The organism is Nocardia salmonicida, assembly GCF_036142455.1.
Lineage (GTDB): Bacteria > Actinomycetota > Actinomycetes > Mycobacteriales > Mycobacteriaceae > Nocardia > Nocardia salmonicida.
The window spans coordinates 3346551-3364498 of record NZ_CP108014.1 but is presented as its reverse complement, the minus strand read 5'-3'; the positions used below and the strand labels follow the sequence as shown (position 1 = coordinate 3364498).

The following is a 17948-nucleotide window of genomic DNA, read 5'->3' as shown; positions in this document are numbered from 1 at the left end:
CGGACCGTACTCTGCGATGGTCAGCGTGCTGAGCTGCGCGACCAGTTCCAGGACCACCACTGGTCGTCGTCGAGGTCGTCGAGGACGGGGGTCTCGATCCGGGTGCGGAGGTTGTCGGGCAGCGGGTCGAGGGCGGGGAGGATATCGGGGGAGAGGTTGCTCAGGTAGTCCGCGTCCAAGCGGCCGCTGGTCTGCCAACGGTCGATATTGCGTTCGGCGACACGGTGTTCCGGGTTCAGCAGCGCCAAGGCGATGAGGGTGCCGAGTGCGGTGCCGATCGCGGCGCGCGGCACCCAGCCCCAGCGCAGTCGCCCGATGGCGATGAGCACGAGGACGTAGACGAGGCCGACCCAGAGCTCGCACGTCGTCACCAGCAGTCGCAGCACAGTGAACCCGTAGGCCTGCTGATAGGTCCACATCCGGCCGAGCGCGGAGCACACGATCACCAGCGCCAGCACGCTCACCGCGCTCAACAGGATGCGCAGCGACCGGCGGTCGGCGGCGGTGTCCTGCACCGACCAGTGCAAGACGGCCAGAATCACGGCCAGCGTCAGAATGCTCACCGCTGACAACTGCCAGAACCCGCTGCGCGCGTACTCGGCGTAGGTCAGACCCGCGGTGCGCTGCACGTAACCATCGCCGCCGAACAGCGCGACGAACTGCGCGCCGACGAACACCGCGAACAGCACGGTCAACGCCCCGACGGGCAGCATCCACTCACTGCGCGACCACAGCCGCACCGGCCGCGCCGAATCCGCCGCGTGCGCAGGCGGCCCCGCGAGCAGATACAGCGCCGCCAGCACGCCCACCGTGACGACCGCGAACAGGAAGATCCACTGCCACGCCGCCGGACCGTCCACGGTCGGCACGAGCCCGTTCAACAGCTTCGCGAAGGTCGCGTCCGCCCCGCCGAGCAAGGGCACGAACACCACCAGCAACGCCGCGGTCGCGGCTACCGACACCCCGTACCGACGGACAGTGGAGGTCCCCGTCGACCGCGACTCCCGCAACCCCGAGAACGCCCACGGCACAGCGCCGAACGAGGCCAACGGCACCGCGAACATGTCGTGCACGATGCCACGCACACTGCGTCGTCCCAGCACCGCCAACGACCCGGCGACACACGCCGCGATCACGCACAGCACGAACAGCCATCCCGCCGCCCGGACCGTCCCCACGCCGAGCAGCACAATCGCCGCCGTCGCCCACCAAGCCCGATCACTGATCGAAACGGAGTGGGAAGCAACCTCGTTCGACGACGTTGCGCGGTCGGTGCCAGGTGCTGCTGCGGCAGACGGGTCGTCGCCGGTCGCAACCGAATCAGCAGTCTTCGCAGCGGGTTTCGCGGACTTCGTGTCATTGTCGGCCGCACCGACCTCAACCGTGGGTCGGTCGCCGGTGGAATCGGCCGACCGATCGATGGGCGTGCGTCCGTCGCTCGTTGCGGCGTTCGCAGTCGTGGCACTGTCGCCTGTGCCGGTGTCCACGGTGCGGCCTGATTCGGTACCTTCAGTGGCTGCCGCGGCCCCCTCGGTGTTCGGCGCTGCGGGGTCATCGGATGCTGAAGGTGGCAGTGGTTCAACAGGTTTCGTGCCAGGACCTTCGGTCGTGGTCGGCACCATCGCGGGCGGAGCGGTCGCAGGTAGCCCTCCGTCCGTCGGAGCCGAATCAGCTGCGCTCTCCTCGGGCGTTCCGCGCGACCGGGCGCGATAGTCGACCGCGCAGAGGGCCCCGGTGATGGCGACACCCGTGATCAGCCAGCCGATGCCGGGACGATCGAGCGGGATCACGGTGGCCCCGACGATTCCGGCGATGGCCGCGGCCGGGAGGACACCGGGTGGGCGCGCTACGCGCTGCCAGCGTGGGGGGACAGGCGGAATGGGCGGTGGCATGGCGATGACCGGCGACATAGTCGACCAAGCGGCGGCTCGTGCGGCGTCGGGCCCCGGATGAACGGTGGCGCGGCTCGCGGCGAGCAGGGTCGCGAACGGCACCGAGTCGGCGGGGCTCTGCGTCGCAGGTGATGTCCCGTCCGGCGCCGCGGTCTTGGTGAGCACAGCAGTCGACTGGGTACCGAGGCTTGTCGCACCGCCACCCACCTGCGGATCGCTCCCGGCATCGGATGGAACGCCGGAGTCGGGCACGCTCGGCTTGTTCGCTGGGTCGTTTGCCGACTTTCCGGATCCCGTTGTGCCGCTGCCTGTTACGGCACCACCTTCGACGGCGCCGGGAGGCGAAACAGTCGTGGTCGTCTCGGTGCCGTGCTGACCGGCAACGGCCTGTGTTGCGGCTTTTCGGCTGTCAGCCGGGATCGGTCCCTCGGCTATCGGCTTGTCGGACATGGTTTTCCCCTCCTGGAGGTGTGCGAATTCGTCCCGGCACCGAGGTGCCGGGAGGGTGATGTGGATGTAGGAGTCAGTCCGTGGGGAGGACGACGCGCATGCGGGAGCCGGGGTCGGCGACGGCGATGGAGCCGCCGTGCAGGTCGATCACCCAGCGGGCGATGGCCAGGCCGAGACCGGTGCCGCCGCCGTCGGTGCGCCCGCCACGGGTGAAACGGTCGAAGACGGTGGCGCGCTCGGCTTCCGGAATGCCGGGGCCGTCGTCCTGGATCTCGAGGACGGTCCCCTCGGGTCCGGTCGACGCCGAGACGCGGACCTCACCGCCGGACGGACCGTGCCTGGCCGCGTTGTCGAGCAGGTTGAACAGCACCTGGTGCAGGCGCGCCCGGTCGGCGAACACGGTCGCGCAAGCCGGTTCGATCGATGTGGTGAACCGGACACCGCGGCCGAGCGCGGCGGTCATCACCTCGGCTTCGGCGATCACCTCCGCCAACAGCGGAGTCAGCGGCAGGACTTCGCGATCCAGCGTGAACGCCCCCGCTTCGATGCTGGACAGGTCGAGGAGTTCGGAGACGAGCAGACCGAGGCGTTCGGTCTGGGCCAGCGCGGTGCGCAGCGTCGCCGGGTCTGGTTCGCTCACGCCGTCGACCAAGTTCTCCAGGACGGCGTGCAGTGCGGTCACCGGGGTGCGCAGCTCATGGGACACATTGGCGATGAGGTCACGACGTTGCCGGTCAGCGGCGGCCAGGTCGGCGGCCATCTGGTTGAACGCCGTCGCCAGCTGACCCACTTCGTCCTGCGAGGTTGCCCGCACGCGAAAGCTGTAGTCGCCCTGAGCCATCCGCCGCGCTGCTGCGGTCATCTCGCGGAGTGGCCGGGTGATTCCGTGCGCGAGGAACTGGGAGGTGAGCAGCGCGATCCCGATCGCGGCCACGGTGGTGCGCGGCGGCAGCCAGCCGATCTTCAGCCGGAAGTACCCGAACGCCACACCGCCCGAACACAACATCAACACGGCCAGTTTGAGCTTGATCGACCGCAGTCGGTCCAGTGGCCGCGGCAGCACGTCGGCGATCCGATCCATCAACGCCGTGGTGCGTTCCGGCGCCGTCATCGGGCGTCCAGGGCATACCCGACACCGTGCACGGTACGGATGAGATCGGCGCCGAGCTTGCGTCGCAACGCTTTCACATGCGAATCCACCGCCCGGGTGCCCGCCGCGTCGGACCAGTCCCAGATGTCTTCGAGCAACCGTTCCCTGGCGAGTACCGCCCGCGGACGTTGCGCGAGTCGCGTCAACAGGTCGAATTCCAGTGGGGTGAGCCGTGCCTCGGTGTCGCCGCGCCACACCCGGCGCTCGGCGAGATCTATGCGCAGATCACCGACGATGATGCTGTGGTCGCCGCGCTCGGCGGCCCGTTCCACGCGCCGCAACAGCGCGTGCACGCGGGCGGCGAGTACCCGCATCGAGAACGGCTTGGTGAGATAGTCGTCGGCGCCGACACCTAGTCCGATGAGCTGATCGGTCTCGTCGGTGCGCGCGGTGAGCATGAGGACGGGCACCGGGCGCTCGGCCTGAATCCGACGGCACACCTCCAGCCCGTCGAACCCCGGCAACATCACGTCGAGGACCACCAGATCGGGTTCCCCCGCGAGGGCCGCCGCCACCGCGGCGGGCCCGTCGTGTGCCAGGTCGACGGTGAACCCTTCGGCCCGCAACCTGGCAGCCACGGACTCGGCGATCGTCACCTCGTCATCGACCACCAGGATCCGGCGTACCGCCTGTCCTGTCCCGCCCCCACTGTTGTCCATGGTGCGACCCTAGCGAGCGGGTGTGGAGGGTTGCGACGCCAAATGTGGAGATTCTGTGTGGAGTGCACCCGCTGCCGCGGAACCCGAGGCGCTACGGATCCGGGAAGAGACCGGGCAGTTCCATCGCGTAGGCGAGATCGTCGCGGGTGCCGAGGGTGACCAGCAGGACCCGGATCATGGTCACCCTGGCCTCGGACGCCAGCGCCGGATCGGGATCGCTGCCCGGCTCGCTGCCTGCGGTGAGCCGGTAGACGATGTATTCGCACACGTGCAGCGCCGCGTCCAGGTCGAGCGGTGCGGGTACCGGGCGGCCGAGGTCGCCGAAGGTCTTGCGCACCAGATCGCGGATATCGTCGAGCGCGCGTTCGCGATAGCCCGAGACGACCGAAGCGGGATCGTGCAGCTCGGCGAACAAGGGTCGCAGCATCGGGCCGTGCCCACGGGCCCAGTCCACATACGCGTCGATCAGCCGGATGCCCAGCTGAACCGGTTCGTCGGTCCCGGCGAGTGCCTCGCGGATGCCGCCGACGAGGCCGTCGTTGGACGCGTCGAGCACCGCGTGCAGCGGCTCGGACGCGTTGCCGAAATAGCGGTAGAAAGTGGGTCTGGCCAGCCCGGCCTCTTCGATGATCTGGGCCACGCTCAACCCGCGCGAGCCGGTGCGCGCGAACACCGCTGCGGTCGCCTCGACGATCCTGGCGCGCACTTCCTCGGCCTGCTCCTGGGTCTGCGGCGGGCGCCCGCGACGCACCGCCGTCGATTCCTCGGTCATCGCACCTCCCTCACCGCTGGTGAACACACCTTGAAAGCTTGACACGAACCCTGGCGCTGGCATTAATCTAACACTAGTGTTCAGTAAATAACCTGAACGTGCGCGACCTGTTCCGCGCGATCCATCTGTTGAGGAGAAGGGCCGACAATGACGACAGCCCCAGAGCTGACCGCCGAACCCGCCGCGCTGCCCGCCGCGCTGGTCAAGCCCCTGTTCGAACGCGGAGTCGCCGGCGGCGCCCCGTCGGTTCCGGTCTTCGCCCCGGCTACCGGCCACAAGATCGGCGACCTGCCGCAGTCCTCGGTCGCCGATATCGAGCGCGCCTTCGCCGTCGCCAGGCACGCGCAGCGGGACTGGGCCAAGGTGGGCGTCAAGCAGCGCGCCGAGATCGTGCGCCGCTTCCACGACATCGTGCTCGCCGAGCAGGACACCATCCTCGACATCGTGCAGACCGAGACCGGCAAGTCCCGTCCGCACGCCTTCGACGAGATCGCCGACGTGGCGCTGAACGCGCGCTACTACGCCACAGTCGCCCCCAAACTGCTCGCCGAGCGCAAGCCGCGCGGCGTGCTGCCGGTGCTCACCTCGGTCGAGGTGCACAATCGGCCCAAGGGCGTCGTCGCGGTCATCTCGCCGTGGAACTACCCCCTCGCGCTGGCGGCCTCCGACGCGCTGCCCGCTCTGCTCGCGGGCAACGCGGTCATCGCGCGCCCCGACAACCAGACGGCGCTCACCGCCCTGTGGGCCATCGACGCCGCCGAGCGGGCCGGGCTGCCGCGCGGTCTGTGGCAGGCGGTGCTCGGCCGTGGTCGCGAGATCGGCGGCGACGTGATCGCGCGCGCCGACTACGTCGACTACACCGGTTCCAGCGCGACCGGCCGGACCATCGCCCAGCAGGCCGGTGAACGTCTGATCGGCTACTCCCTCGAACTCGGCGGCAAGAACCCGCTGCTCGTGCTGGCCGACGCCGATGTCTCCAAGGCGGCGAAACTGGCTGTGCGCGCGTGCTTCTCGTCGGCCGGTCAGCTCTGCGAGTCGATGGAACGCATCTACGTCGACGCCTCGGTCTACGACCAGTTCGTCGCGGAATTCGTCGGCAACGTCAAGAACATGTCGCTCGGCGGCGAACTCGACTACAGCCGGGACATGGGTTCGCTGACCTTCCAGCGTCAGCTCGACACCGTCAGCGGGCACGTCGACGACGCGGTCGCCAAGGGCGCCAAGGTGCTCGCCGGTGGCCGGGCCCGCCCGGATCTCGGTCCGTACTTCTACGAGCCCACCGTGCTCGCGGACGTGGCGCCCGGCATGACGGTCTTCCGCGAGGAGACCTTCGGCCCGGTCGTCTCGGTGTACAAGGTCGACTCCGACGAGGCCGCCGTCGAGGCAGCCAACGACACCGCCTACGGCCTCAACGCCAGTGTGTGGAGCCGGGACGTGAACCGTGGCAAGGAAGTCGCCGCCCGGATCAACGCCGGTTCGGTGAACGTGAACGAGGGCTTCAGCGCCGCCTGGGGCAGCGTCGACGCGCCCTCGGGTGGTCTCGGTATCTCCGGTCAGGGGCGCCGCCACGGTCCGGAAGGCCTGCTGAAGTACATCGACACCCAGACCATCGCGGTCCAGCGGCTGCTGCCGATCGCGCCGCTGCCCGGCATGTCCGAGCAGATGTGGGCCAAGACGATGACGGTGGTTTTCGGTGTCATGAAGACACTGCGCCAGAAGTAGCCGAACACGAGCAGGGGTAGGTAGCGAGAGATGAAGTTGGAAACGGTCGCAGGCAAGCGGGTTCTCATCACCGGCGCGGCGATGGGGCTCGGGAAGTTGTTCGCCGAGAAGGCCGTTGCCGAAGGCGCCGACGCGGTCGTGCTGTGGGATGTCAACGAGCTGGCGCTGCGCGAGACAGCGGCGCAGCTGACCGCCGCGGGCGGCAAGGTGCACCACTATGTGGTGGATGTGTCCTCACAGGACTCGATCCGCGAAGCTGGCGAGGCGGTGCGCAAGGAAGTCGGCGGCATCGACATCCTCGTCAACAACGCGGGCATCGTGCGTGGCAACACCTACTTCTGGGAAACCGAGAACCGCGCCGACATCGACAAGACGATGGCGATCAACTCGTTGGCCCCGATGTACGTCACCCTGGAGTTCCTGGCCGGCATGGTCGCCGGTGCGGGCCAGGCGCGCGTGCTCAATATCGCGTCGTCGGCCGGTCTGGTCGCCAACCCGCGCATGGCCGTCTACGCGGGGTCGAAGTGGGCGGCGCTGGGCTGGTCGGATTCGGTGCGCCTCGAGCTCGAGCAGGCGGGCCACGACCACGTGAAGGTCACCACGGTCTGTCCGACCTACATCAACACCGGCATGTTCGACGGCGCGAAGGGCATTCTGTTCACGCCGATGCTCGAGCAGCACGAGGTCGTCGACACCTCGTGGTCGGAGATGAAGAAGGGCGGCGCCCTGGTGGTGCTCCCGTGGACCTCGCGGATGAACCGGGCACTGACCGGTCTGCTGCCGATCAAGATTCGCGACTTCTACCTGAACGCGGTGGGCGTGTACCACTCGATGGATCAGTTCACCGGGCGCAAGTAGACATTCGGTGCGGGTGCCCGCGTCGACCGGTCGCAAGGCGATCGTTCGACGGGGGCATCGTCGTTTTTCGGGCGGCGGCGGTGGTGGGGTCGTGATCAGCGAGGATCTCGGGTACCGATGACCACGGTGGCGTAATACTCCTCGGACTCCGCCACATGGGGTACGAGACCGTGCGCGGTGAGCACCGAGCACGCGATATCGACCTGTCCCGCACCGGTTTCCACCAGCACGGTGCCGCCCGGCGCCAGCCATGCGGCCGCACCCTCGGCGACCCGCCGGAATATATCGAGCCCGTCCTCGCCACCGTCGAGCGCGGTGAGCGGTTCGTGCTCGCGTGCCTCCGGCGGCAGGTCCGCGACCCGGGCACTGGGCACATACGGTGTGTTCGCGAGCAGGACGTCGATGCGCCCGCGCAGGTCACCCGGCAGCGCGTCGAACAGATCGCCGCCGAATACCGGCGCGCTCATCGGTGCGAGATTCTCGCGGGCGCAGGCGACGGCCACGGGGTCGATATCAGCGGCGACGAGCTCGACATCGCACCCCCGCGCGGTGAGCTCGGTCGCCGCGCTCAGCCCGAGCGCCCCACAGCCACAACACAGGTCGACCACACAGGCTCGCTTCGTGCCGGGCGCGACACCGTCGACCGCCTGCTCCACCAGGAACGCGGTGCGCTGACGCGGCACGAAAACCCCCGGTCGCACGCCGACCCGCAGTCCCCGGAATTCCACCCAGCCGAGCAGATATTCGAGCGGAGTCCCCGAGACCCGTTGTCCCACCAACGCGTCCAGCCGTCGAGGATCGCCTGCCGCCGCCTCGATCAACAGCGTGGCCTCGTCCTCGGCGAACACGCATCCCGCACGCCGCAACGTCACGACCACCTCGGGAAAACCGGAACCGCTCATGCGCCGATTGTTCCTGACCTGGCAAACGAATTTTCACCGCAGGCGGTGGTCGCGACGCGACGGCTCAGCGCGAAGTGTCCAGTTCGAAGGTGCGGGTCGCGTCGAGGTAGATCCCGCGCTGGGCGCTGCGCGCGGGCGGGGGCAACTGGGAAACCAGCTGTTCGAGCGAGGTCATCGCCCCGACCACCTGCGTTCCCGCCACGATGAAGTCGGCGACCGCGCGGCGAATGTGGTTCGGGGAGGTCACCACCACCGCGCTGGTCGCACCGAGATCGCGCAGCAGCCGGGTGCTGAACAGCGCGTTCTGCACCGTCGACCCGGCCCGATCCTCCACATGGATCCGATCGCCTGGCAGCCCGCGCGCGGTCAGCCAGCGCCGCATCGCCTCGGCCTCGGAGATGCCGTTCTGCGGATTGCCGCCGGTCACGATGACCGGTGAGAACGGCGCGGCGATCGCCTGTATCCACGCCGCGGTGAGCCGGTTCTCCAACTCCGGTCGCAGCGCGCCGTCGGGCAGCAGGCCGTAGCCCAGGACCACGATGCCGGTCTGCGGACCGACCAGCGCGGGCAGCGGGTTGGGCAGGGTGGCGGCGGCAGCGGTCACCGCGTGCAGCACGTGGTTGGTGCGCGCCGCCATGCCCGCGTCGATTCCGCCGAGCCTGGTCAGTGCGTCACCGACCGCGGCCGGATCGCCTGCGTAGTGCGACCAGATCGCCTGGAGGGCGAGCGCGTCGGCATCATGGGGATCGGCGGCGATGAGGGCGCGGAGGTCGGCACGTCCGGCGGCGTCGTCACCGTCGGTGAAATGCCGTTGCGCCGAGTTGTAGAGCGCTGTCACATCGGCTTCCGCGGCGGCTGGGCCCACGGTGACGCCCGTCAATGCGGCGGTCGCCAGGACGGCGGCGGCCAGTTGTTTCCAGTTCCTCGAGATCTTCAAGTCAGTCGCAACCCTTCCCGCGAACGGTTCGGTACGTGCTGGCAGAGCAGAGCTGCCGACACCCTACGGCCGTTCGTCCGGCGCCCGGTGGATCTCGACCAGCTTGCGCGGGTCGCGGCCCGGCGACAGGCCGTCGGCCCGGCGGCGGATAAGGTGACTCACCGTGGATACCGCTTCGCTGACCGGCAAGGAACTCGCCGCCGCCATCAACGCCGACTCGAAGGAGCGCGCGGCCGCGCTCACCGCCGCGGGCACCGCGCCGACGCTGGCGCTGATCGTCGCCAACGACGACCCGGCGAGCGCCTGGTACGTGAACTCCCTGCGCAAGGCCGCCGAACGACTCGGAATCGCCTGCGAGCGCATCGATCTCGGCGCCGACGCGAGCGCCGAGACGATTCGCGCCGAACTGAGCGCGCGCAGCGCCGACCCGGCCACCGACGCGATCATGCTGCAGACCCCGCTGCCGGCCGGCGTGAACCTCGACGACGTGAGTTCCGCGATCGCCGCGACCAAGGACGTCGACGGCGTCAGCCCGCTGTCGCTCGGCCTGCTCGCCTCCGGCCTCGACGGTTTCGTCCCCGCCACCTCCGAAGCCGTCGTCGAGCTGCTGAAGCATCACGGCATCGCGCTGCAGGGGCGTCTCGTCACCGTGGTCGGCCGCTCCAATATCGTCGGCAAGCCGCTGGCTCAGCTGCTGCTCGCCGAGAACGCGACCGTCACGGTCGCGCACTCACGCACCGCCGACCTGGCCGCGGTCACCACCCCCGCGGACATCGTTGTCGCCGCGGCGGGCCGGATCGGCCTGGTCACCGGCAAGCACATCGGCGAGGGTGCGGTGGTGATCGACGTGGGCACCAACGAAGCCGAAGACGGCGGCATCGTGGGCGATGTCGACGCGGCGTCGGTCATCGGCAAGGCGGCGGCGCTGAGCCCCGTTCCCGGTGGTGTCGGCCCGGTGACCACCGCGCTGCTCATGCGCCATGTGGTCGTCGCCGCCGAAAAAGCCCGCGCCTGAACACTTTTCACGAGAGAGCTGTGGTACCGCCCCACCGCTGACGGTTCGGCTGCCGAGGCCGCGTCGTGAGGCGGGCCCTCGTCCGGGTCTAGCGCGGTGCCGCTCCGAACGAGGTGATCAACGTTTTGTTGCCGATTTCGGCGGTCCCCACCAGCTGCGGTGTGTAGGTGCTCGGCGCCGAATCCGGTCGGAACGCGGTGATCTTGACGAGGTATTGATCGGCGAAGGCGCCCGGGGTGATCTCCACGCAGTGCGTGGTGCCCACCGGGGTGGAGTCGATCCCGGCCTGGATGGCAGCCGCGGAGGGCGCGACGGCATCGGAAGCCACGAGGGTCCGAGCCTGATCACCGGACCGCGCCACGTAATAGGCGTATTGGAAGGCCAGGATCGCCGCGATGCCGGACTCGGTGCCGCCCGCGCCGTTGCCCCGGGACATGGCGCCGATCTGTTCGGTGGGGCACTCGGCCGTCACCGGGCTCACCGAACTCGGGGCCAGGGGAGTGCTCGCCGCCGTGGATGCCGGTGCGGGCCCGCGCAGTTGGACGTAGGTGCCGCCGAGAAGGACGGCGCCTGCCACCGAGGCGACCAGCGGTGCGACCCATCGGGGCACGCGCCGTCGCTTGGAGCGATCGATCATCCGCGCGAAGACTTCGTCGTTGCCGTTGTAGTCGGGTGCGGTACGCGAAGGCTCATTCTCGCCACCGCGGTCCTCGGAAGGGGCGGGTGCCGAAAAGGCGTCCGTGTCGGGGTAATCGGGTGCGGGGCGTGGTGGGAAGGTGTTCGTGCCACGGTACGGGGAGGCCGGTCGCGGCAGGAAGGTGTCCGCACCACGGTAATCGGACGACGGTCGCGGTGGGAAGGTGTCCGCACCACGGTCCTCGGGTGTGGAACGCGAATGCTGAGTCACCGCAGCGCCGTAGCTGGGTGTGGGATGTTCGAGGGTCGCCCACCCCGGGGTCGGCGAGGTGATGATCGGCAGTTGATCGGTGTCGGGTCCGTTGTCGCTCATCGAGAACGGGGTGTCCGGGAGACGGTGACGCGCACCGGGATCGAATTTTCCGCCGACAACGGGCAGCCGATCGGTGACGGTAGCGTCCGCCGGAACGACCCCGCTGGTCTCGGCCTCTCGAATGGCGGCCGCCGAGATGACCGGAATACCGGCCGGTGTCGTGGGTCCACCTTCGATGCGATGACGTGCACCGCTCGTCGGCTGCTCGCTCAGCCGACGAGGCCGTGGCGCGCCGAGGTCGCGTGAGCGCCGAATCGGGGTGACAGCAGCGAGCGGAGCACCTGCCGATCCCGGGTCGTGCTGTCGAGCCCCGATCGGTCTGTGCGCATCCGGTCGATCCATCGCCCCACCTTCATCAGGCTCGTCGCCGTCAGGGTATGTCCCGCAACGATTTCGTTACGGGCACGATACTGCCCTGACGGCGCGTTCGCCGAATGCCACGAGGGAAAATGTTTACCAGTGGATATAGACCTCGTCGCCGATGCCGACATTCTCGAAGTACCAGGCGGCGTCGTCGGGGGCGAGGTTGATGCAGCCGTGGCTCACATTGGCGTTGCCCTGCGAGTCCACCGACCACGGCGCCGAGTGCACCATCACGCCACCCCAGGTGAGGCGAACGGCGTATTCACCGTCGACGATGTAGCCCTCCGGGTCGTCGAGCGGAATGCCGATCGTGCGTGAGTCGAACACCACCGCCCGATCCTTCTCGAGCACGCTGAAGGTGCCGGTGGGCGTCTCGAAACCGGGCTTGCCCATCGACGCGGGCATCACCCGCACAACCTGTCCACCCTGGCTCACCGTGAAGGTGTGCGTCGACAGATTCGCCTCTGCGTACGTGCCACCGCCGTACTGGGTGCGCTGGCCTCCGATCAGGTCCGCGGACGCGGCTCCCGACCAGGACGCGGCTAATACTGCCGCCATGATCGCGACGAACAGGAAACGAAATGCGCTCCTCATAAACGCCACCCCTTCACTCACTCGTAGGCGGATTCCAAGTCTAGGCCGCCATGATCAACTCGACCTATCGAAGTGGTAACGGCCGTCGGGTCCACCGGTGTGTCGTCTTGCGTTCGCGCAGGTCGGGGCCCCGATGGAACGTTCTCACTTCGAGATCGGTGATGCCGAGCGCCCCGGTTGCGGCACCGGGGCCGGTTCGGCGCTGCGCGCGGCATCGAATTCGGCTCTGGCGGCGGTGATCTCTGCGTGGTGTTCGACCACCCAGGCGCCCATCGCCTGGCTGATCCGCCCCAGATCGGCCCCGAGCGCGGTGATGCCGTATTCCACTCGGGGCGGCATGGTGGGGAACACCTCGCGTCGGACAAGGCCGTCACGTTCCAGGTCGCGCAGTGTGCGGGTGAGCACCTTCTGGGTGATGCCGTCCAGGCGTCTGCGCAGTTCGTTGAAACGCACCGGCCCGCCGGCCTCGCGCAGGCTGCCGAGCACCAGTAGGACCCATTTGTCGGCGAGTACCGACAGCAATTGCCGCGCGGGGCAGTCACGAAGGAACGCCTCGACCGAACTCTGCTCACCCACGGTATCCATGAGGTACCACGGTATCCGAAAGGTGCCTACTACCGCTGGGACACCGGTCGGCGCAGACTCGACGGTATGTGGCAGATCGTGCAGAGATCATTCGGCGGACCCGACGTCTTCGAGCGCGTGCAGGCGCCGCGCCCGACGCCAGGTCCGGGGGAGGTGGTGGTGCGGGTCGTGGCGACCAGCGTCAACGCCGCGGATTGGAAGGTGCGCAGCGGCCTGATCCGGAGCCTGGGTGAGCCACCGCTCGTGCTCGGACTCGATGTGTCCGGCGTGGTCGCGGAGGTGGGCGACGACGCGACGCTGTTCGCGCCGGGAGAAGCCGTGTACGGCATGGTGTTCGGCGGCGCCAACGCGGAATACGTGCTGGCGCAGGAGAGTCGGCTGGCGCGCGTCCCCGTCTCGATCGACCCGGTCCACGCGGCCGCGCTTCCGGTGGCCGGGGTCACCGCCTGGCAGGCACTGGCTTCGGTGCGGTCGGGGGAGCGGGTCCTCGTGCACGCTGCGGCCGGCGGGGTCGGGCATCTGGCAGTGCAGATCGCCGCCCGGCGCGGCACGTGGATCGCGGCCACCGCGCGCAGCGGCAACCATGCCTATCTCCGTGGACTCGGCGTCACCGAACCGATCGATTACCCGACCACCGATTTCACCACCGCGGTGCGCGAGGTCGACCTGGTGCTGGATCTGATCGGCGGCGACTACACGGACCGGTCGTTGACCGTGCTGAGCGATACCGGTCGGGTGGTGGCCGCCGAAGGTCCGCCGACACATCCGGATTCGCGAGTGCATCGGCTCTATGTCGAACCGACGACCGCCGCGCTCGACGAGCTCGCGGCGGCGGTCGACCGCGGCGAGCTGACCGTCGACATCGCTGAGATCCTGCCGATCACCGAACTCGCCGCCGCGCATCGGCGCAGCGAATCCGGCCGGGTCCGCGGCAAGCTCGTGCTCACCGCGGACCGCTGACTCAGCCCCGTACGGCGTGCAGCACGTCGCCGTGCAGGGCGTCGGCGCGGGCCGCGATGGTCTCGACGTGCAGCAGGGCAGCGGCGAACTGGTCGCCGAGGTCGGCGGGCAGGGACCCGACGTTGATCTCGATATTGAGCTGCGAGCTCATCGCCGCGGCGCGGGCGGCGTCGGCGGCGGCACCGATATCGGTGACCACGTTCGGATTGCCGATCGGCAGCAGTTCGGCCGCCAGGGAGAGGATCTCGTCGGCCTCGTCGACCACGGCGGCGGGTACGCGCGCGGCTTCGACGAGGGCGGCGTTGATCGCCGCGGTGCGGGCGGCGATCTCGGCGTCGGTGTCCTTTGGCAGCTTGTAGGCGGCGCCGACGGCGGTGAACGCGGCCGCGTCGGCATCGGCGAGGGCGAGCGACCTGGCCACCGCGGCATCGGCGGCCACGATGATCTGGTCGATCACCGGCCGGTTGTCCGCGTCCTTGGCCCGAGTGGTGTAGCGCGCCACCATCGCCACCAGTGCGGCGGCCTGCGCGGCATGCAGCGCGGCCACGGCCCCGCCACCGGGGGCGGGCACCTTCGCGGCCAGCTCCGACAGGTAGTGCTCCAAGGTCACCGAACCGAAGGAGGGGGCGATCTGCTGCGGCGACACGGTGGGCTGCGACACGACGGGGTGGCCTTTCGATGCGGCGAGAATTGCGTGGAATCTTCTCCCAACGCTACCGCGTGCCCGCCCACGCACCCCGCTCGACCAGCACCTGTGCCGACAGACCGACCGGTCGGGGTCGGCGCGTCGTCCGGGGCTATGTTGGGTGCATGCGGATCGGATTGAGCATCAACTACACGGACGGTTTCAAGGAGACGGCGGCCGAGGTCGCCGACCTGGAACGCGCCGGCCTCGACATCGTCTTCGTGCCGGAGGCGTACTCGTTCGACGCGGTGAGCGCGCTGGGCTTCCTGGCCGCCCGCACCGAGCGAGTGCAGCTGGCCTCGGGCATCCTGCAGCTCTACACCCGGACCCCCAGCCTCACCGCGATGACCGCGGCGGGCCTGGACTACGTCTCCGACGGCCGGTTCATCCTCGGCATCGGCGCCTCGGGCCCGCAGGTCATCGAGGGCTTCCACGGTGTTCCCTACGACGCCCCGATCGGCCGCACCCGCGAACTGCTCGAAATCTGCCGCACGGTGTGGCGCCGCGAGAAGCTCAACTACCAGGGCAAGTACTACCAGATCCCGCTGCCCGCCGAGCGTGGCACCGGCCTCGGCAAAGAGCTCAAGCTGATCAATCACCCGGTGCGCGCGGACATTCCGGTGCTGCTGGCCGCGCTCGGCCCGAAGAACGTGGAGCTGGCCGCCGAGGTCGCCAACGGCTGGCAGCCGATCTTCTTCCTGCCGGAGAAGGCGAACGACGTGTGGGGCGACGCGCTCGCCGCGGGCAAGGCCAAGCGTGATCCGGCGCTGGGCGAGCTCGACATCTTCGCCGGTCCCGCACTGGCGATCGGTGAGAACGTCACTCCGCTGCTCGAGTTCGTGAAGCCGCACCTGGCGCTCTACATCGGCGGCATGGGCGCCAAAGGCAAGAACTTCTATCACACCCTCGCCACCAAGTACGGCTACGGCGAAGCCGCCGACCGCATCCAGGAGCTGTACCTGGCCGGTGACAAGCAGGGGGCCACCCAGGCCGTGCCCGACGAACTGGTGCGCGACGTGTCGCTGATCGGTCCGGAGGGCTTCGTGAAGGAGCGCATCGCGGCGATGGCCGAGGCGGGCGTCACCACGCTCAACGTCACGCCGATCGCCGAGAACGCGGCAGGCCGGGTGAAGCTGATCGAGCAGCTGCGCTCGCTCTGCTGACACCCACCGACGACAAACGCGCCGCCGTCCGGAGATTCCCGGGCGGCGGCGCGTTGTGTTGTGTCAGGACGTGAACGACGCCAACGCGGCGTCCAGGGTGGTGTGCATGGCGAACACCTGGTCAAGGCTCGTCATCTTCAGCTGACGACTGGTGGCAGGTCCGTCGGCCACGACCGCGATCGAGGTGGTCTCGCCTGCCCGCTGATGCGCGGCGACCAGCGTCGCCATGCCTGCCGACGCCAGGAACCCGACCGCGGTCAGGTCGATCACCAGCGCCGCCGGTTTATCGGCCAGGATGGCCTCGATGGTGGCGTCGAGGGCGGGTGCGGTCGCCAGGTCGACCTCGCCGGTCACCGTCAGCACCGTGACGCCGTCGTGTACCGCCGTCGTGGTGGTCATCGTGTCCGTGAGTGGATACGCGTCTCCGGAAGAGTTGGTCACTGTTCAACAACACACAACTTCGCCCGAATACGCAAGCCACAGGGGTGTTCGCCGCTCGATCGCCATGATCGGCCGCGGTCGCGCCGAGGTACTCGACCGCGCGTGTTCGACCGTCGTCGACCTGCTCGGCCAGCGCCTTTACGGGCAGAACCGCGGTCGGACGTGCGCCGATGGTGCCCGAACCCCGTCGGCAAATGGCGCGTCGGGTCCTCAGGCCCCGCCGCCGCCGAGGCCGGACAGGCGAACGTGGCGAGCTTCGGACGCGGCGTTGAGCCCGATGATCTCCACCTGCTTGCCCTTGCTCGCGTATTTGGTGGTGATGGCGTCGAGCGCGGCGACGGTGGAGGCGTCCCAGATGTGGCTCTCGGACAGGTCGATCACGATGTTCGCCGGATCGTCGACGTAGTCGAACTGATAGACGAGATCGTTGCTGGAGGCGAAGAACAGCTCGCCGCGCACCTTGTAGACGCGGATGTCGTCGGCGGTGGGCACCGGCACGACCTCGGTGAAGTGCGCGACCCGATGCGCGAACGCCACCATCGCGGCCAGCACCCCGACGATCACGCCGTAGGCCAGATTGTGCGTGACGACGGTGACGAGCACGGTCACCAGCATCACCGTGGTCTCCGCGACGGGCATGCGCCGCAATGTCTTCGGTGCGATGGAATGCCAATCGAAGGTCCCGACCGACACCATGATCATCACCGCGACCAGCACCGCCATCGGTATCTGCGCCACCAGTCCACCGAGTCCGACGACCAACCCGAGCAGGAAGACACCGGCCAGGAACGTCGAGATCCGGGTCCGCGCTCCGGAGACCTTGACGTTGATCATGGTCTGGCCGATCATCGCGCACCCGCCCATCCCGCCGAAGAACCCGGTGACGAGATTGGCCACGCCCTGGCCCCAGCCCTCGCGGGTCTTGTCCGAATGCGAATCGGTGATGTCGTCGACGAGCTTGGCCGTCATCAGCGATTCGAGCAGCCCGACCAGCGCCATCGCGAGCGCGAACGGCGCGATGATCCGCAGTGTGTCCAGATTCCACGGCACGTCCGGTATCCCGAGCGAGGGCAGACTCTTCGGTAGTGCGCCCTCGTCACCGACATTCGGTACATCCAGGGACAACGCCATCGTCACCGCCGTGAGTGCCACGATCGCGACGAGCGGCGCGGGCACCGCGGTGGTCAGTTTCGGCAGCAACACCAGAATCGCCAGGCTCACCGCCAGCATCGGATACACCAGCCACGGCACCCCGATCAGGTACGGGAGCTGAGTCAGAAAGACCGAGATGGCCAGCGCGTTGACGAATCCGACCATCACGCTGCGCGGAATGAAGCGCATCAACCTGGCCACCCCGACCACGCTCAGCACGATCTGGAACACCCCTGCCAGCAGCACCGTCGCGATCAGATAGTCGATCCCGTACTCGCGCACCACCGGCGCGATCACCAGCGCCACCGCGCCCGTCGCCGCCGAGATCATCGCGGGCCTGCCGCCGGTGAACGCGATCGTCACCGCCATGGTGAACGAGGCGAACAGCCCCACTCGCGGATCCACCCCGGCGATGATCGAGAACGAGATCGCCTCGGGTATCAGGGCCAGCGCGACGATCAGTCCGCCCAGCACTTCGGTCCGTAGTCGTCTCGGGCTGCGTAGCGCCGCGAGCACCGAGATGTCGTCTCGATGTGATCGAGGTGCCGTCGCGGCCATCCCGAACTCCGTTCCCTGACAGGTGCCGGGTGATCCGGCAATCGCTGACCTTAACTATGCGTCAGGTCGGGGACGTGGCCG

16 protein-coding genes and 1 pseudogene are annotated in these 17948 nt (G+C 68.7%); 5 read left to right on the top strand and 12 right to left on the bottom strand.

The features are described 5' to 3' along the window. Positions 1–20 precede the first annotated feature (20 nt). The 4 genes from OHS03_RS15950 to OHS03_RS15935 all read right to left on the bottom strand — a co-directional run bounded on the left by OHS03_RS15950 (position 21) and on the right by OHS03_RS15935 (position 4923). Complete coding sequence (locus OHS03_RS15950; RefSeq protein WP_328663631.1) at positions 21–2342, bottom strand: DUF4153 domain-containing protein; 2322 nt, start codon at positions 2340–2342, stop codon at positions 21–23. A 73-nt stretch (positions 2343–2415) separates the two neighbouring features. Continuing rightward, entirely contained in the window at positions 2416–3453 is a 1038-nt protein-coding gene (locus OHS03_RS15945; RefSeq protein ID WP_407942486.1) for a HAMP domain-containing sensor histidine kinase, read from the bottom strand. Next, positions 3450–4151: a response regulator gene (locus tag OHS03_RS15940; RefSeq protein ID WP_328663629.1), complete on the bottom strand. Its 702-nt coding sequence runs from the start codon at positions 4149–4151 to the stop codon at positions 3450–3452. The genes OHS03_RS15945 and OHS03_RS15940 overlap by 4 nt, the downstream gene beginning before the upstream one ends. A 91-nt stretch (positions 4152–4242) precedes the next feature. Continuing rightward, a complete protein-coding gene (locus OHS03_RS15935; RefSeq protein ID WP_328663627.1) occupies positions 4243–4923 on the bottom strand; it encodes a TetR/AcrR family transcriptional regulator in 681 nt (226 codons plus the stop codon). Positions 4924–5070: 147 nt separating this feature from the next. Between OHS03_RS15935 and OHS03_RS15930 the strand changes: the two genes are divergently transcribed. Both OHS03_RS15930 and OHS03_RS15925 read left to right on the top strand, forming a co-directional pair. After that, positions 5071–6645, top strand: a complete 1575-nt coding sequence (locus OHS03_RS15930) for a succinic semialdehyde dehydrogenase (RefSeq protein ID WP_328663626.1) — start codon at positions 5071–5073, stop codon at positions 6643–6645. Between the two features lie 30 nt (positions 6646–6675). Then, the gene (locus OHS03_RS15925) at positions 6676–7503 is read left to right on the top strand and encodes an SDR family NAD(P)-dependent oxidoreductase (protein WP_328663624.1); all 828 of its coding nucleotides are present in this window, start codon (positions 6676–6678) and stop codon (positions 7501–7503) included. Between the two features lie 95 nt (positions 7504–7598). On the opposite strand, the gene OHS03_RS15920 is transcribed toward OHS03_RS15925, so the two are convergent. Both OHS03_RS15920 and OHS03_RS15915 read right to left on the bottom strand, forming a co-directional pair. Beyond that, complete coding sequence (locus OHS03_RS15920) at positions 7599–8405, bottom strand: putative protein N(5)-glutamine methyltransferase (protein ID WP_328663623.1); 807 nt, start codon at positions 8403–8405, stop codon at positions 7599–7601. Between the two features lie 64 nt (positions 8406–8469). Beyond that, positions 8470–9342 carry a YdcF family protein gene (locus OHS03_RS15915; protein ID WP_328663620.1) on the bottom strand — a complete coding sequence of 291 codons (873 nt, stop codon included), beginning with the start codon at positions 9340–9342 and terminating at the stop codon, positions 8470–8472. A gap of 163 nt (positions 9343–9505) precedes the next feature. On the opposite strand from OHS03_RS15915, the gene OHS03_RS15910 reads away from it, so the two are divergent. After that, positions 9506–10357 carry a bifunctional 5,10-methylenetetrahydrofolate dehydrogenase/5,10-methenyltetrahydrofolate cyclohydrolase gene (locus OHS03_RS15910; RefSeq protein ID WP_301901153.1) on the top strand — a complete coding sequence of 284 codons (852 nt, stop codon included), beginning with the start codon at positions 9506–9508 and terminating at the stop codon, positions 10355–10357. A gap of 88 nt (positions 10358–10445) precedes the next feature. Here OHS03_RS15910 and OHS03_RS15905 read toward each other — a convergent pair whose 3' ends face one another. The 3 genes and pseudogenes from OHS03_RS15905 to OHS03_RS15895 all read right to left on the bottom strand — a co-directional run bounded on the left by OHS03_RS15905 (position 10446) and on the right by OHS03_RS15895 (position 12908). Continuing rightward, positions 10446–11708, bottom strand: a complete 1263-nt coding sequence (locus OHS03_RS15905) for a DUF8176 domain-containing protein (RefSeq protein ID WP_328663619.1) — start codon at positions 11706–11708, stop codon at positions 10446–10448. Between the two features lie 111 nt (positions 11709–11819). Next, a pseudogene (locus OHS03_RS15900) lies at positions 11820–12191 on the bottom strand (L,D-transpeptidase); the annotation flags it as partial. 276 nt (positions 12192–12467) lie between these two features. After that, positions 12468–12908, bottom strand: a complete 441-nt coding sequence (locus tag OHS03_RS15895) for a winged helix-turn-helix transcriptional regulator (RefSeq protein ID WP_328663616.1) — start codon at positions 12906–12908, stop codon at positions 12468–12470. Positions 12909–12986: 78 nt separating this feature from the next. Between OHS03_RS15895 and OHS03_RS15890 the strand changes: the two genes are divergently transcribed. After that, positions 12987–13868, top strand: a complete 882-nt coding sequence (locus OHS03_RS15890) for an NADP-dependent oxidoreductase (protein ID WP_328663613.1) — start codon at positions 12987–12989, stop codon at positions 13866–13868. A gap of 1 nt (position 13869) precedes the next feature. Here the strand turns inward: OHS03_RS15890 and OHS03_RS15885 are convergent, their stop codons facing one another. Beyond that, a complete protein-coding gene (locus OHS03_RS15885; RefSeq protein ID WP_328663611.1) occupies positions 13870–14529 on the bottom strand; it encodes a cyclodeaminase/cyclohydrolase family protein in 660 nt (219 codons plus the stop codon). A 149-nt stretch (positions 14530–14678) separates the two neighbouring features. Here OHS03_RS15885 and OHS03_RS15880 point away from each other — a divergent pair, with 149 nt between their 5' ends. After that, positions 14679–15716 carry an LLM class F420-dependent oxidoreductase gene (locus OHS03_RS15880; RefSeq protein ID WP_328663608.1) on the top strand — a complete coding sequence of 346 codons (1038 nt, stop codon included), beginning with the start codon at positions 14679–14681 and terminating at the stop codon, positions 15714–15716. Between the two features lie 63 nt (positions 15717–15779). Here the strand turns inward: OHS03_RS15880 and OHS03_RS15875 are convergent, their stop codons facing one another. Both OHS03_RS15875 and OHS03_RS15870 read right to left on the bottom strand, forming a co-directional pair. Continuing rightward, positions 15780–16115 (bottom strand): STAS domain-containing protein, encoded by a 336-nt coding sequence (locus OHS03_RS15875; protein WP_062983277.1) that lies wholly within the window; start codon positions 16113–16115, stop codon positions 15780–15782. 252 nt (positions 16116–16367) lie between these two features. Further along, positions 16368–17867 carry a SulP family inorganic anion transporter gene (locus tag OHS03_RS15870; protein ID WP_328663606.1) on the bottom strand — a complete coding sequence of 500 codons (1500 nt, stop codon included), beginning with the start codon at positions 17865–17867 and terminating at the stop codon, positions 16368–16370. Positions 17868–17948: the final 81 nt, after the last annotated feature.